15 protein-coding genes are annotated in these 13847 nt (G+C 69.6%); 7 read left to right on the top strand and 8 right to left on the bottom strand.

Going from position 1 to position 13847, the window contains the following annotated elements; translation table 11 throughout:
- Positions 1 to 2: 2 nt before the first annotated feature.
- Entirely contained in the window at positions 3 to 620 is a 618-nt protein-coding gene (locus tag ACIO5E_RS14915; protein ID WP_400667360.1) for a DNA-binding protein, read from the bottom strand.
- A 411-nt stretch (positions 621 to 1031) separates the two neighbouring features.
- Between ACIO5E_RS14915 and ACIO5E_RS14920 the strand changes: the two genes are divergently transcribed.
- A complete protein-coding gene (locus tag ACIO5E_RS14920) occupies positions 1032 to 1364 on the top strand; it encodes a hypothetical protein (protein ID WP_400667362.1) in 333 nt (110 codons plus the stop codon).
- Positions 1365 to 1769: 405 nt separating this feature from the next.
- Here ACIO5E_RS14920 and ACIO5E_RS14925 read toward each other — a convergent pair whose 3' ends face one another.
- From ACIO5E_RS14925 to ACIO5E_RS14935, 3 genes are all read right to left on the bottom strand, one after another.
- On the bottom strand, positions 1770 to 2267 hold the full coding sequence (locus ACIO5E_RS14925) for a hypothetical protein (RefSeq protein WP_400667364.1): 498 nt from the start codon (positions 2265 to 2267) through the stop codon (positions 1770 to 1772).
- 294 nt (positions 2268 to 2561) lie between these two features.
- Complete coding sequence (locus ACIO5E_RS14930) at positions 2562 to 3263, bottom strand: hypothetical protein (protein WP_400667366.1); 702 nt, start codon at positions 3261 to 3263, stop codon at positions 2562 to 2564.
- Complete coding sequence (locus tag ACIO5E_RS14935; RefSeq protein ID WP_400667368.1) at positions 3263 to 3883, bottom strand: SigE family RNA polymerase sigma factor; 621 nt, start codon at positions 3881 to 3883, stop codon at positions 3263 to 3265. Before ACIO5E_RS14935 ends, ACIO5E_RS14930 begins: the two co-directional genes overlap by 1 nt.
- Positions 3884 to 4037: 154 nt before the next feature.
- Between ACIO5E_RS14935 and ACIO5E_RS14940 the strand changes: the two genes are divergently transcribed.
- The gene (locus ACIO5E_RS14940) at positions 4038 to 4421 is read left to right on the top strand and encodes a hypothetical protein (RefSeq protein WP_400667370.1); all 384 of its coding nucleotides are present in this window, start codon (positions 4038 to 4040) and stop codon (positions 4419 to 4421) included.
- 625 nt (positions 4422 to 5046) lie between these two features.
- Here ACIO5E_RS14940 and ACIO5E_RS14945 read toward each other — a convergent pair.
- Positions 5047 to 5457 carry a hypothetical protein gene (locus tag ACIO5E_RS14945; protein ID WP_400667372.1) on the bottom strand — a complete coding sequence of 137 codons (411 nt, stop codon included), beginning with the start codon at positions 5455 to 5457 and terminating at the stop codon, positions 5047 to 5049.
- Between ACIO5E_RS14945 and ACIO5E_RS14950 the strand changes: the two genes are divergently transcribed.
- A complete protein-coding gene (locus ACIO5E_RS14950; RefSeq protein WP_400667374.1) occupies positions 5400 to 5924 on the top strand; it encodes a MepB family protein in 525 nt (174 codons plus the stop codon). The genes ACIO5E_RS14945 and ACIO5E_RS14950 overlap by 58 nt on opposite strands.
- An 869-nt stretch (positions 5925 to 6793) precedes the next feature.
- Positions 6794 to 7069 carry a M9 family metallopeptidase N-terminal domain-containing protein gene (locus ACIO5E_RS14955; protein ID WP_400667376.1) on the top strand — a complete coding sequence of 92 codons (276 nt, stop codon included), beginning with the start codon at positions 6794 to 6796 and terminating at the stop codon, positions 7067 to 7069.
- Positions 7070 to 7574: 505 nt separating this feature from the next.
- On the opposite strand, the gene ACIO5E_RS14960 is transcribed toward ACIO5E_RS14955, so the two are convergent.
- The gene (locus ACIO5E_RS14960) at positions 7575 to 9041 is read right to left on the bottom strand and encodes an IPT/TIG domain-containing protein (RefSeq protein ID WP_400667937.1); all 1467 of its coding nucleotides are present in this window, start codon (positions 9039 to 9041) and stop codon (positions 7575 to 7577) included.
- 141 nt (positions 9042 to 9182) lie between these two features.
- Complete coding sequence (locus tag ACIO5E_RS14965; RefSeq protein WP_400667378.1) at positions 9183 to 9467, bottom strand: hypothetical protein; 285 nt, start codon at positions 9465 to 9467, stop codon at positions 9183 to 9185.
- Positions 9468 to 9581: 114 nt separating this feature from the next.
- Here ACIO5E_RS14965 and ACIO5E_RS14970 point away from each other — a divergent pair, with 114 nt between their 5' ends.
- Positions 9582 to 9914, top strand: a complete 333-nt coding sequence (locus ACIO5E_RS14970; protein ID WP_400667380.1) for a hypothetical protein — start codon at positions 9582 to 9584, stop codon at positions 9912 to 9914.
- A gap of 509 nt (positions 9915 to 10423) precedes the next feature.
- Here the strand turns inward: ACIO5E_RS14970 and ACIO5E_RS14975 are convergent.
- Positions 10424 to 11980, bottom strand: coding sequence for an RICIN domain-containing protein (locus ACIO5E_RS14975; RefSeq protein WP_400667381.1), 1557 nt, complete (start codon positions 11978 to 11980; stop codon positions 10424 to 10426).
- 461 nt (positions 11981 to 12441) lie between these two features.
- On the opposite strand from ACIO5E_RS14975, the gene ACIO5E_RS14980 reads away from it, so the two are divergent.
- Together ACIO5E_RS14980 and ACIO5E_RS14985 are read left to right on the top strand one after the other, a co-directional pair.
- Positions 12442 to 12843 (top strand): integrase core domain-containing protein, encoded by a 402-nt coding sequence (locus ACIO5E_RS14980; protein WP_400667383.1) that lies wholly within the window; start codon positions 12442 to 12444, stop codon positions 12841 to 12843.
- 236 nt (positions 12844 to 13079) lie between these two features.
- Entirely contained in the window at positions 13080 to 13769 is a 690-nt protein-coding gene (locus ACIO5E_RS14985) for a hypothetical protein (protein WP_400667385.1), read from the top strand.
- Positions 13770 to 13847 lie beyond the last annotated feature (78 nt).

The raw sequence follows: 13847 nt of genomic DNA on the forward strand, positions 1-13847 counted from the left end.
GGTCACTCCCCCTCGGTGTCGGTGGTCGGGTTGGTGGTGACGTAGGCGATCGGGCCACCGGAGACCGAGACCAGGCGGGTGCCCAGCAGCAGGCCCGCCAGGCGGGCGTCCTGCGGGTCTTCCGGATCGGCGGCGTTCACCGGGGCGGTGAGGTCGGTGACGTAGCCGGCCAGACGGGCCTTGGCGAACCGGAACCGGGCGTCGCGGCCTTCGCCCTGGGCGTCGTAGTCGTCGAGGTTCGTGAGCACGGCGACCACGAAGTGGGCGACCGTGACGGGCAGCACCCCGGCCGCCGCCACCCGGGCGGGGTCGCACCGCCACCAGCCGTTCAGCCCGGCCAGCAGCTGCGCCGCACTCAGCATGGTGCCGAACCCGATCCACTCCCGGCCGGGTTCGTCCACCCGTGCCGGGGTGTCCGCTCGCAGCACCGCGACCTCACCAGCGCCCACCGCGGTGAGATCGGCGGCGGGCCGCTGCTGCAGCGCCTGGAGAGCGGAGAACGGGAACACCTGTCGGCCCGCGTCGCGTACGCCGGGGACCACCCCCGTCCCGATGAGCTTCTTCACCGTCGGGATCGAGCACCCCAGTGCCGAACCCGCCTGGCCCGTCGTCACGAACACCCGAACTCCAGTGCCTATAGAGCTAGATTGAAATGCGTTACCACTCTACGCCCGACCATCACCCCGTCAATGCCTTTTTAGCAAGTGAGATAAGCACCAGCGGGGCGGATGCGGCGACACCCAGCACGGCCACCCAATGACCTGTCAGGCGCGCCGCCCGCTCCGCGCCCGTCCGAGAGACGCGAAAGAGGAGCCGACCGCAGCCGCTCCCGGGCGGCGCCGACTGCCGGCGGACGCGACGACAGCACCCGGGCCGACGGGACCGCTGCCGCTCCCAGAACCCGTCGGCTATGCGCCAAGCCGGCCCCCCTGAGCCCCGGCCTCAACCACGTACGGCTGGCGCGCGGCTGTTCAGGTGAACAGCCTCCCGAACAGCCGTCACCCGGCGTCCGTGCGCGGTACAGCTGGACCATGATCACCGCTACCGCGTGGCGCCGCGCCACCACCGTCCTCGCCGCGCTCGCCCTGACCGCACTGCCGGCCGCGAGCCCCGCCTTCGCCGACACCGCCGCTACGGCAACGGCCGCGCATCGCGCACTGCCCGAACCTTCGCCCGTGGGCGTGGCGCGCGGGGAGTGCGACACCCGCGAGGTCACCCTTGCCCGGGACGGCCAGGACGTCGTCCAGAACGAGAAGTGCCAGGCCGTTTCGGGCACTTGGGTGAGCCCGTACGACGACAAGACCTTCACCAACGCAAAGGATCTTGACGTCGACCACATGGTATCTGTACCTGCGACAGTCTGAATGGGTATCTGAGCAGCTCATGGCGTCGGCGGCATGCTGGTGACGGTTGTGGACGAGGCTGATTGGAGCGGCCTCCTGGCCCACGTGGGGAGCTCCGCGATAAGGTGCCGATCCTGCTGCTTTTTTGCCGCCTCTGGAAATGAAGTACAGGATGCACATCCTGGATGATCCCTCCGAACTATCGGAGCGGGCACAGGATTTCCTCCGCTGTACAGGCCGACGCGAGAGCCCGGCCAGGTTCGAAGTCCCGATCGAGATGTGGCGAGTGCGCGACCGCGCAGGCTGTCTCGTCCCTGCCCCCATGGAACTCATCATCCGACGCGAGGGCTTCGAGCAGAGATTCGGCGGCCTGCGCTACCAGGTGCGGCACAGCTGGACCCTGGACGGGGAGCGATACGAGACAGCCTACGGCTGGGAATACGACCATTTCGGCGTGAAGACACGGGCCTGGCAGGATCCCGCGCGAGGCGGCTGGTACTCGAGTGGTTCGGGGAACGGGGACCGACGGCTGTTCTTGGCGAGCTTCCCGCCCTTGTTCACGCCCGCGAGCGTTGAGTGGTTGTTGAGATGGTCCACGAAGCCGCGGATCCAGGTTCTCAGCTGGCCGTCCAGGCGGCTCTTCACCGATGACCATACGTACTGCTCGGTCAAGAGCTGCACCGACAACCACCACTTCACCGCCTCCCTGAGCCAGTCCGTGCTCAGGTGCGCGAAGTTGGCGACGTGCCGACCGCTGGGCTCGTGGTCCCGCTGCGGGATTCTCCGGTCCAACGCAGGGTTCCAGAGGTTCAGCCGCCACCACTCGCCATCGTGGTAGGCGTAGGCCAGCCTGTCCTGGATGTGCTTCACGCTGTGCAGGACGACGGTCGCAATGTTCTCGCCGGAGGAAAGGCTCGTGCGCACTGCGGCCGCGCGGACCTCCTCGGCCCACTGCTCGTTGGAGAGAGCGGTGATCGAGCGTGCCGACCGCGCCTGCGGACCGCCCTGCTCAAGGCCGAGGACAAGTCCCCGGCGTAGTCGGCTGAATCGCCCAGGCCCCCTGCTCAAGGGATGGAGACCACCATCGTGTTCCCGGCCAACCCCACAGGTCAGCGGGGGTTGACCGGCCGACAGGGTCGTGTGGGCTCCACCGCTTTCACCACCCCGATCCCCCCGACCAGCGAGCGACAGGCACCAGGACTGCGATGCCGGTCTGGTTCAGGACGACAGCGTTTTGCTCGCCAGTACCCTCCCCTGGGCGTCGTACGCGGCGAGCTTGATGCCCTCGAGCGGGTATGCCTTCGGATCATTGGGGGTATTACGGCTGGGCCCCCAAACATAACCGGTGGCGTAGCCCGGGTTGCCGGGAAGCGAGGCGACGGTGGCCCAGTACGCGTGCCCGTCTACCTCGATGGCCATCCGGGCCACCTGCCCGGGCCCGTGGTAGATGAGGTTGTACAGACCCTCCTGGTACTGCGGGGGACTCCCGTAGTACTGCATGGTGATCTCGGTCGTGCCGCCCGCCCAGGAGTGCCCGCCGCACCCCGGACCGCTGCGGTAGGCGGGGGCGTCGTGGATGCAGATCTCCTGGTCCTTCAGCTGCATCCACCAGTCCTGGCGGCCCAACGGCAGCTGCTGGCCGGGTTCCACCACCACGGCCTCGGGAGCCGGCCCCTCCGGTACGAGCGGAGCCTGCGAGCCCGGTCCGACGGCCTGGACCGCGCGCTGCGCGGACAGTACCGCACCCGTGCCGGCCACCACCGCGAGCGCGGCCACCACAGCCGACGCGCCCATCGCCACCCGGCGCCCCCGCCGCTGCCTACGCACCTGGACCCGCACGGGCGCGGCGGACCAGTCCGCCACCGCGACCCGGGCCGCCTCGTCCCGCAGGGCGCCGCGCACCATGTCCTCGGTGTCCATCACCTGTTGTCTCCGTTCGTGCCGTCGATCGTTGAACCGGCGTTCGCCGAGTACGAGGCCAGCGCCGGGTGGCCGCGCAGTTTCGCCAGGCCGCGGCTGGCCTGGCTCTTGACATTGCCCAGCGAGCAGCCGAGCACTTCGGCGACCTGGCACTCGCTCATGTCCTCCCAGTAGCGCAGGACGACCACGGCCCGCTGGCGCTGCGGCAGTTCCGCCAGCGCCTGGAGCAGCACCGAGCGTTCCTCGACGCCGCGGTGGCCACCGCCCGCGGTGTACGCCCGATCGGGAAGGACCGGCATCAGCAGCTGCCTGACCCGGCGCCGCCGGTGACGGCTCAGGTTGTTGTTCACCAGGGCCCGGTGGATATAGGCGTCCGGCTCCTCCAGACGGCTGATCCGGGACCAGTTCCTGAAGACCTTCGCGAACGTCGCCTGCACCACGTCCTCGGCCTCGTGGTAGTCGCCTGTGAGCAGGTAGGCGGTGCGCACCAGCCGCCGCCAGCGCGTGGCGGCGAACCCCTCGAAGTCCAGCTCCCGCAGGCCGGGGCCGCCTGCGGAAGCCGGTGCTGTGATGGACGGGGGCGGGTCCTCCACCGGGATGTGCAATACGCTCGCGGTCATCCAATTCCTCTTCGCGTCCGCGCGACAACCCGATCGGACCATCGCTCTGCCCTACTCACCGCCGCGCCGCCGCAAGGGTTGCATGGCTCTGTCCGCGAGAACGGGCTCCGGCTCAACTTCCGGCTCTGTCGCTGATTGAGGGGTCCTCTGCTGGTTGATCACGGTGACAGGAGGATGGCGCGCCTACCGCACCGCGGCCGGCTCCGCCGTGACGGCCGCTTTCCCCGAGGCCCTGCGCCCGGGCGTCCCGGTGCCGGGCGCGGAGAAGCCGGCCGTCCGGCACGGGCGCGAGTACCTGCTCGACGTCGGCCGGATCCACGTGGCCTTCGCGACCGACGCCTGCCAACACGGCGAAGGATCGGACAAGGACATCGCGGAATGGCTGCCGATGGACGGTGAGGTCTGCGACTACCTCACGCGCTGGACCGTCGCGAAGACCCGCTGGGGCCTCTCCATCGACACCACCGAGCAGACCGCGATGCACCGGATCTCCGCCGACTGCGTGGACGAGGACCTCACCATCGAACTCGCCCGCTGAACCCCTGCCGGGCGGCGAGCCGGCCGGCTAGCCGCCCGACGTCATCCACGTGCGCGCCGTACAGCGGCGCCCGGGCCCAGACGAAATACGCATCCATCAAGCTCACAACCCGCCTGCTCAAGGCCGGAATTGAGGCAAGCATGGGCACGGTCGGCGACTCGTTCGACAACGCCCTGGCGGAGAACTTCTGGAGCGTGCTGAAGACCGAGTGCGTACGCCGCACGACCTCCGCGACCCGCCCGGAGTCAGGTGCTCGCTGGACCAGGTCCGGCAGCACCCGCCGCCGGACCGGACCAGGACCGACGTCCTGGCGGCGCGGACCGGAGCAGCGGGTGCGGGAACGGCGGGCGCCGCCGGACGGCGCCGCCGACGGGGACGCCTGGTGGAGGGTGTCGTCATGCCGGAGGCTCTGCCCGCCCCGCCGTCCCACCGAACCTGGCCGCCACCCGGGCAGAACGGCGGCGGCCACTGACCTGCACGGACACCCGAAACTCACCGGCGGCGGCCGACCTGGGGCGGGCAAACCCACCACCGCCCCGGGGGCGAAACTCACCAGCCCGCAGGTCAGCAGGGGTGCCCAAACTCCCCGGCGCAGGTCAGCGGCCTGCGGCGGGGTGAGGCGGGGTCAGGAGCGGCGCCACCAGGAGCCGCGCCGCTTCTCCTCGGCGGCCGGGGTGCAGGGGGCGTCCGGGTGGGCGCCGCAGTCCTCGCAGGTACGGCTGATGGTGCGGCGGGCGGCGGCCGCGTCGAGCTGTGCGGCGGTGGCCGGGCTGGGGATCGACTCGCGCACGTCGTACAGGTCGTACGTCGCCTTCCTCCCGGCCGGGTCGCGGATGTCGATGGTGGCGCGGACCGGGCCGGCGGGCTGGCGGGACAGGTCGAGGTCACCCAGCGCCTGCCGGATCGCCTTGTTCGACGCCGCCCCGGGGCGCAGCAGCCGCTGGAGCTGATCGGCGGTGGCGATGGCAGGATGACGGGATGGTGACGAATCAGCCGTGGGCGGGGCTTCACGGCGACTTGCTGGCGGCGAAGGCATTGGTGTACGACCCGAGCGGTTTCGTCTGTTCGCTGCCGGTGGCCGAACCGGAGAGCGCCGAATACGCGGCTTGCGGATTCACGATCGATGGCAACTCGGTCCGGTTCCGCGTGGCCAAAACCACCCCGACGAAGGTGGGCCAGTTCGTGACCGTGTGGCAGCGGTCCAAGGAGGGACCGATCCGGCCCTTCAACGCCGCCGACGAGGTGGATCTCTTCGTCATCAGCAGCCGCGACGACAACGGCTTCGGGCAGTTCGTTTTCCCGCGAGAGGTGCTGTGCGAGCGCGACATCGTCTCCCGCAGCGGCTCCGGCGGGAAACGAGGGTTCCGCGTCTACCCGCCGTGGGTGACCACGACCAACCGGCAAGCCCGCAGCACGCAGGCATGGCAGATGAACTACTTCTTCCACATCGGCAAGGACGGGCCTATCGACGTGACACGCGCCCACGCCCTCTACCACCCATAGCTGCCTGCTTCGGTCCTAACGTCGGTCTGTTGGTCGAACGGGTTGTACAGGAGTCTCCGGGCAAACTCGCCGTACTCCGTCGTGGTAGCCGGGGATAGGTCGAACAGCACGGTCCGGTGCGGGGGTCCGCCCGTGACGAGGGCCTCGCCCATGGCACAGCGCGCCGTCCGATACGGGCGGCTGCAACTCGGGGAACCGCTCCAGCAGATGTGCACGGTCGTCGGCGTCAGAGAGCGGACAGTCGATCCTCCAGAGGTCGCCTACGGACGTCACGTGGAAGTCCACGTCGGCTTCCCGACCCCTCTCGCCCGCCCGCAGGCCGATGAACAGCGGAGCCATCCGCTCCGCGCAGGCTGCAACGTACAGGCGAATCGCCTCGTCTCCCCCGGTCAGAAGTTCCTCCACGACGGTCTCTTCCACGAGCGTCTTCATACGCCGCCTGTGACTCAGCACGCTACTTGTCGCTAACAGCGCTACTCGACGTGCGGCTCTCCGGGCGGGTCGGCACGACAACTGTCGCTAAATCGGCGAGGTATCTGACGGCCGGCGATCGTTCGGCAAGCAAGTTGTCGCCAACTCCGAAGAAGTCCACCGCCGGCGCGAGCCAGCCGTTTCGCTGATGGGGTGGACAGGTCACGCAGGGTATTGCCGTCACCGCCGACGGCTTGCGGCCCGACTCACCAGGGGCCGCTGTAGTCCCATCTGTGGGAGGACATGCTGGTCCCCGTCAGCGTGGCCACAGGGCGCCAGGGTCTGGCCTGCGGCGAGGGCTGGACACGGCGGCACCCAGCCGCAGCGACCGGAGCCGCGGGCCGCCCCGCCGACGCCCCGAGTGGCTCGGACAGGCGCTGCAGCCGGCCGGGACGGCCGTGCAGGGCGCGCCGCACACCGAGGCCGAACCGTCGACGCCCGCGCCGGCCAGGCGCGCGCTGAGCGCGCAGGCCGCCGCCTGCACCCCCGCCGACTTCGGCTCGCGCAGCGGCGCGGACCTTGTCGCCTTCGTGCAGGGCTCGACGACGGACTGCGTCAACACGCTGTTCAACGTCACCGGCACCGACGCCGGGAACGTGTTCGGCTTGACTCTGTCGGGGATCTTGGAGCTTTGCCGGTGTGCCAGCCTGATCAGCGGGCATGCTCGGGGCTGATCGAAGACCGTGTAGTTGCCGAGGTGTCAGTTGTCGCTCCGTCCCCGCTCCGGCGGGCAAGTCCCGTCTCCGGCCGCGCAGATCGCGCGGGCGAGCAACCCGGGCGGAACGACGGCTGGTCGCGGGCTGTGTGGAGCGGATGCCCGGCCGGACCGAGGCGCATGCCCCGGGTCTGCGCGCCCTGGTGACCCGGTGGAGTGCGGTCGGTCCGGCGGGGGTCGCCGCGGCCGACCGCAACGCCGTCCGCGGCGACCCCTACGGCGGCTGCGCCGACCGACCAGCGCCTGATCCGGCGGCCGGGGCTGTCGTCGAGCCGCGCCGCACCGCAGTACCCGGACTCTGGCACATCGGTGCCTCGACTCATCCCGGTCCCGGTCTCTCCGGGGGTTCCGGGCACCTGGTGGCCCGGCAGCTGCTCGGCCGTGCCGCACAGCTCCGTGGCCTGCTCGCCGGCAGGGGCCAGGGGCTGCTCGAAGGGCGATCCCGGGAACGGGGCGTGCGGACGCTACCGTCCGGTGTAGGTGAACTCGTCGGCCGGGCTGGTGGGAGAGGTGGCCTTGCCGACCGTCACGGTGATGTTCACCGTCTGGTGGTCGTCGAGCAGACCGGGCGCGGTTGCGATGATCTGGCCGGTGGAGACGAACCTGACCGAATCGGATGCCTTGTCCTTGAAGTGCACGGTGGCGCCATCGGCGAAGCCCGAGCCGCTGATGGTGACCGGGGTGCCGACCTTTCCGTTGTTCGGGCTGACCCCACTGACCACCACAGGCGCGGGTCCGCCATAGGCGAACTGCCCCATCGCGACGGCCGGGGAGGTGCCGAGGGTGTTGGTGACGCGGACGTGGACGACGCCGGTTCCGTTGGGGACCTGAGCGGTGATCCTGATGCCGGAGGGGTCGACGTCGCGTTTGGTGCAGGCGAAGTGGCCGAAGTCGACCATGCTGTCCTGACTGAAGCCGGTGCCGTTGATGGTCACCGTGTCGCCTGGTGAGCCGAAGGTGGGGCTCACGTCGGTCACCACCGGCGGGGAAGGGACGTCAGGCGCCCCCACCAGGTCCAGGTAGGTGGAGTTGGCGTGCTGGAACGCGACCTGGCCGAGGAAGTCCTGGGTGGTCTTGTTGACCAGGCTCTTGTCAAGGCTCGTGTATCCGGTGTTCATCAGGCAGAGCGTGCCGGGCTGGACGTAGACGTTGCCCTTGGTGCGCTCGGAGATCGCCCCGATGAGCAGCTTCACTTCTTCGGTCGCCTGCGGTCCCGGGCTCGGGTACCAGCCGGCGGTGATGTCGAGATCGGCCCACGCGTGCGGTACCAGGTCGTAGGCGTTGTTCTGGCGCTCGTCGATGACCCACGGCACGGAGTTGAAGTAGTCGACGAAGCTCTGCACGCCGGCGGTGGGAGCGGCATAGGTGATCACCGCTAACTTCGGCTGTTTCGGCCAGGTCTGTGCCTGCAGGTACGGCGCGAGCATGGTGGCGATGCAACCGCCCAGGCTGTGACCGGTCAGATAGACGGTCGGCTGCGGCGAGGAGGGCGCCGCCTTGAGCGCGACGGCGAGCGCCTGAGCGAGCGTGACGTTCGGGGAGGGTGAGGCGATCGAGCGGGCGTTGACAACCCGTTTGAACGCATCCATCGCCCCCTTGGAAACGGCGATGGGCTTCGGCGATCCGCTCTCGGGGAACGGGACGACCGTGCCGACGTCGAGGTCCTGGAGGATGTCGATCAGATCAGCGTCCGTTCCGCGAGCGACCACGGCGAACTCGTTCGAGCCGTTGGTGCTCTGTGCGACGTAGGCCATATTGGCGTTGCCCTCGCTCAGGGCGAGCCACACCAGCTTCCACGCGTTCTGCGTCGCAAGGCTGGGATCGCGCAGTTGCGCGTTGATGCCGGTGATGATTCGTTCGGTCTGCTGCTCCAGGGTTTCCCCGGACGGACGCGGGGTGGCCCCGGTGGCTGCAAGGGCAGCCAGGGTCATGGTCACCTGGGCGATTGTCGGATCGGGCGCCATCGTCGTTCCTGCTCCTCGGATGTTTTGCCGGTGCGGAGGCGGGACGGCCTTTCGGCAGCATCAGGGCAGATCTGTGCCGAACCGACCGTCAGAGTGGATCGCACACAATCAGACCTCCCCTCTGGTTTGTCCGGTGCCTTTCCTGCCTTCAGGTTGACCAGGTTCACCTCGTTGGCCGTTCGTCATCCGTGTGTGCGGTTTGCCGAGCCAGGTGCGCGGCGCGGTCGCCAGAGCCGCGGTGTCCGCAGGGGGCAGGCCCGGGGCGGCGACCCAGGCGACGATGCCGTCGGGGCGGATGAGCGCGGCCGACAGATCGCCGCGGTCGGCACGGGCGACCCCGCCACGGTCGACAGGCGGTCCCGCCGTCCGGACGCATCCTCGAAGCGCGGGCACAGCTCTCCCCAGTGATCACAGAGCGTCGCAACTCCATGATCACCGGGATCTGTGCCCGTACTGTTGCCGACGTCCCCAACCGCACCTATCCGCGCGAGCTTCAAGGAGTCCCACGTGTACGTCGACGTGACCGTCCTTGATCAGGAGTGTGTCCGCCTGGCCTGCCTGCTGGCCAACCGTGGCATGGACCGGCTCACGCTTCCTCCGACGAGGTCTCCGGAGGACGAGGGCGAGGCCCTCGAAGAGAAGTTCGGTGCCGAGCTGGGGAAGTCCTACCTCCGACTCGCTGCGGCCAAGCCTGCTGATGGCGATGGCCAGCAAGCTGTCGGCCCTCGCGACCGAGGTGTCCTTGCGGAGCGATCCCCGACCGCCCCACCCAGCAGCAGGAACACGGTTCGGGGCAAGGTGATCGCGGTCAGCACCAGGGCCGCTGTCTGCCCGCCATAGCCACTGGCCGCCCAACCCAGGGCGAAGCGTTCCACGGCCTGCAGCCGGATCCGCTCCCGCGCGGCCCTCTCAGCGTCGGTCAACCCGCCGCCCTGCGCGTATCTCACAGGCTCGGGGCTACCGGACCCGCCCAGCAGCTGTCAGGCAAACGGCTCCGACATCACGCTCTCAGGTTCAGTAGCACTTCGTTTGGCGAGTTGAGCAGCGAACCGGCGCGACACCGGATCGACATGCTGGAGCAGCTCGGCATGATCTGGTCCGTCTCGGACGTGTGGTTCGAGGCCGGCCTCGACTGGGCGCGGGTCCGGCCGGTGGGCGCACCTTGGGTCGACGAGGACCTGGCCGTTGAGGGCCTGGGAAGGAGTCTGTCCGCATCCGTGCTGAGGTCATGGTCAGGGCGCTGGGGGTCATCATGGTGGAGGTTCGTTGCCACGGCGGGTTCGTGTGCTGGCGGGTGAGGGGCGCTCCCGCGGCCGGGGGCTGCGGGAGCGCCGACGCGCTGCCGGGTGTCAGGTGAGGGCGGCCCAGTTCTGGGTGTTGGCGTTACCGGCCGGGTTGGCGGTGACGGCGGCGCCGATGGTGACGGAGGCGCTGTCGAGGGAGTATCCGGTCGCCGGGTTGGTGATCGTGTAGGTGCCGCTGCCGTTCTGGGTGACCTGCCAGTCCTGCCACGGGTTGGAGGAGTTGACGGCCCGCAGGGTCGCCTGGGCGCCGGCGGTGGTGGGCGCGGTCAGCACGAGGGCGTCCGGGCAGCCGTCGATGAGCTTCACGGTGCCGTTCGGGTATGCCCTCAGCGTCCACCGCTGCTTGGCGCGCGTGGAGTCGTAGGTGGTGAGGATGGCGGGGGAGCTGCCGGAGGCGCCGCACTGGTCGGCACGTTCCAGGGCCAGGCCGCCGCCGTTGGTGAGGACGTGGGTTCGGCCGTCACTCACGATCGTGGGGCCGTAGTTGATGGCGTGGGTGGCCAGGTAGGTGAGCGCGCTTCCGGTGGTGGAGAGCGGGGGGTTGGCAGCGGGCCGACCGGCCTTGAAGTAGTCCGCGAAGGTGGACTGGGTGTGCGCGGTCATCAGCGCGATGGTGCCGTTCCAGCCGCCGTCGACGTTCTTCCACAGGTCGAGCAGCGAACCGTCCACGTTGCCCTGGACCTGGTCCCCGGTGTGCCAGCCGGTGGTGTAGGTGAAGGCGTAGCTGCCGCCGTCGGGCCAGACGTAGCGGTAGTCGCCGAGGAGGTAGGCGGCGGTGGAGTCGGCGAAGCCTTCCACCCAGGCGCAGCTGCCGGAGCTGGCCTTGTCGATGTAGTGCGGGTTGCAGTTGGCGACGTTCGGCCACCATCCGTTGTACAGACGCTGCATGAGGAAGTGGCCGGCCTCGTGGAGCACGGTGTGCTCGGAGTCGGGGTCGGCGGCGGACAGGTGCACGGTGTTGGCCAGGTCGTAGTACGGGCCGTCGACCGAGTTGGCGGTCCACTGGATGTTGAGTTCGGTGCAGGCGTTGCTGTTCGCCTCGTGGGAGGACCAGCAGTCGCTGGTGAGGTTGTTGCGGTTCCACCACAGGAGGTTGACGGTGTCGAAGGCGTGCCAGGCCCGGGCGGTGCCGGCGGACGGCTTGAGCGTGCCGAGGGAGGTACTGGCGGCGACGTTGGTCAAGGTCGGCGAGTCCACGGTGTACAGGGTGCCGTTGCCGTCGCTGACCTTCCACAGCCTGGTGCTCTCGGTGCTGAACCGCACCCACATGCTGCTCATCGAGGTGGTGGAGGTGGGCGTGTAGCAGAGGTTGAAGCCGCCGTCGTCGACGCCGGTGTACTGGTAGTCGGCGGTGAGCTGGCGCGGGGTGTCGGTGGACTTCTCCATGCCCCACAGCTGGACGTTCGCGTTGCGGACCGGCTTGGTCAGCGTGGGCTTGCCCGTGCCGGCTTCGGCCGACTGGTAGTCGTACTGGAGCTTGCCGCTCAGGCAGATGGGGGACACCGCCGCGGCGCTGGACGCCGTCAGCGGAACGGCGGCGGCGGCGAGCAGGGCTGCGCCCAGGACGGCGAAGCCGCGGGGCAGCCGGATTCCGATGGCCACAGGTTTCCTCTCGTAGGAACACGCTCGCATGGGAGGCCGAGGGCCACCGTTCACCGGCGACCTGGCCGGCAACCAGAATCAGTGCGGAGCGCCCGACGGGGTAAGAGCGCTCGGAAGCATGTACACAAGCCGGTAGTCCGACAGAATCACTGCGGTTGCGAACTGTTCGCCGCACGCCCTTGCCACCGTCTCCGCGCCCTGTACGGAACGCGACGACTCGTCCCGCGCAGGCGGCTGCTCATGGTGTGCGTTGGCCAGGGAAGAGGAGTGACCCGGCGAGGCGAGCGATGTGGGCCTCGACGATCGCGGAGCAGCGGTCATCGGCGAGCCCCACGCCGTACGACAGAGGCCGGCGCCCGCCCCCACAGCGCCAACCGGAAAGCACCCGGCGGGTGCACATCGCCGGCGCCACCCGCAACGTCACCGCCGAGTGGGCCTCCCGGCAGGCCCGCAATCTCCTGATGACCCTGGCCGATGTGCGCACCACCGGAATCCGGTACGTGATCCGCGACAACGCCGGCTACTTCACCGAGGCCTTCGACGCGGTCTTCACCTCCATCGGCGCCCGCGTGGCGCCCATCCTGCCCGGCGTACCCCGGATGAACGCGATCGCCGAGCGCTGGGTCGGATCCTGCAGGCGCGAGGCCACCGACCGCGTCCTGATCACCGGCGAACGGCACCTGCGCCTCGTCGTCGACGAGTACGCGGCCCACCACAACGAACATCGGCCGCACCGATCACTCGGACAACGCTGCCCCGACGGTGTCGGCGCGCCTGAACCGCCCGCCGCCGATGACCAATCGCGTGTCATCCGGCGCGACCGCCTCGGCGGTCTCATCCACGAATACGCGCAGGTCGCATAGGGCGACAAGGTTTTCGGCACGCACAGGCTTCGGCGAGGCAGCCGGGAGGGACTGCGGTCGGCCGGCCCCGGTCGGCGCGAGCGGCTTCGCCGAACGCGCAGAAGAACCACCAGCCCGCCACCGGCGCGAACCCCGACCCGACCTTTCGTCGGATCCGGAAAGCCGCTGCAGAGCATTCGAGCGCTGACGTACCATCCGGCAATCTGTTGAACGTTTGTTTGTATGAATGAGAAGACATGGCGGGTATGGAAACCGAGCAGCCGTCCGAGAAGCCCAGCGGCCTCCAAGCGATCTGGGCCAACACTTTGGAGCCGGCAGCCCCACTGCCCTGGTACCGCACGGTGCCCCGCAAGGCCTGGATCGCGGGTGCGACGGTCGTCGCCCTGTTCACCGCCCTGACCGTGGCCGCCGTGACCGGCGCAGGGGCCCCGCCCGCGCACCGGATCGTCCTGGCGGACCGGATCGGCGACCAGGAGCGGATGCCGGACGACGGGGTGGTCGCGGCCGAACGCGGCCGCCTGCAGAAGAACCTGACCGCGTTGAGCCGCTACCGGGACGTGTCGGTGGCCGGCTACGGCCCCGCCGGGTCGGGCCGGAGCACACTGCTGGTGGCCGGGATGACCGGGAGCTTCCCGGACGCCCGCGGGGAGTTGGACCGGCAGTTCGGTGCGGTCTGGGGGTCCGACGTGTCCAGCGAGACCAGTGAGACCCTGAAAGACCGCCAGGACTACCCGGCCGGCCCGCTCGGCGGCGCGCTCGACTGTGCGGTCCTGGCCGGTCCGACCGCGTCCCGGACCATCTGCATCTGGGCGGACGGAACAACGGTCGGCGGCGTCATCGACGGGAAGGGCGAGACCCGCCCGGAGGACCTCGCCAAGCGCACCCTGGAGATCCGCACGGCCGTCGAGGTCGAGGTCCAGGACTGACCGGCTTACCATCGCGCGGCCCAGTAGGGCCGGGAACTGGCGCGGTGGCTGATGCACCGTTTCCGGCCCCCGCCGGGG

The organism is Kitasatospora sp. NPDC087314, assembly GCF_044744365.1.
GTDB lineage: Bacteria > Actinomycetota > Actinomycetes > Streptomycetales > Streptomycetaceae > Kitasatospora.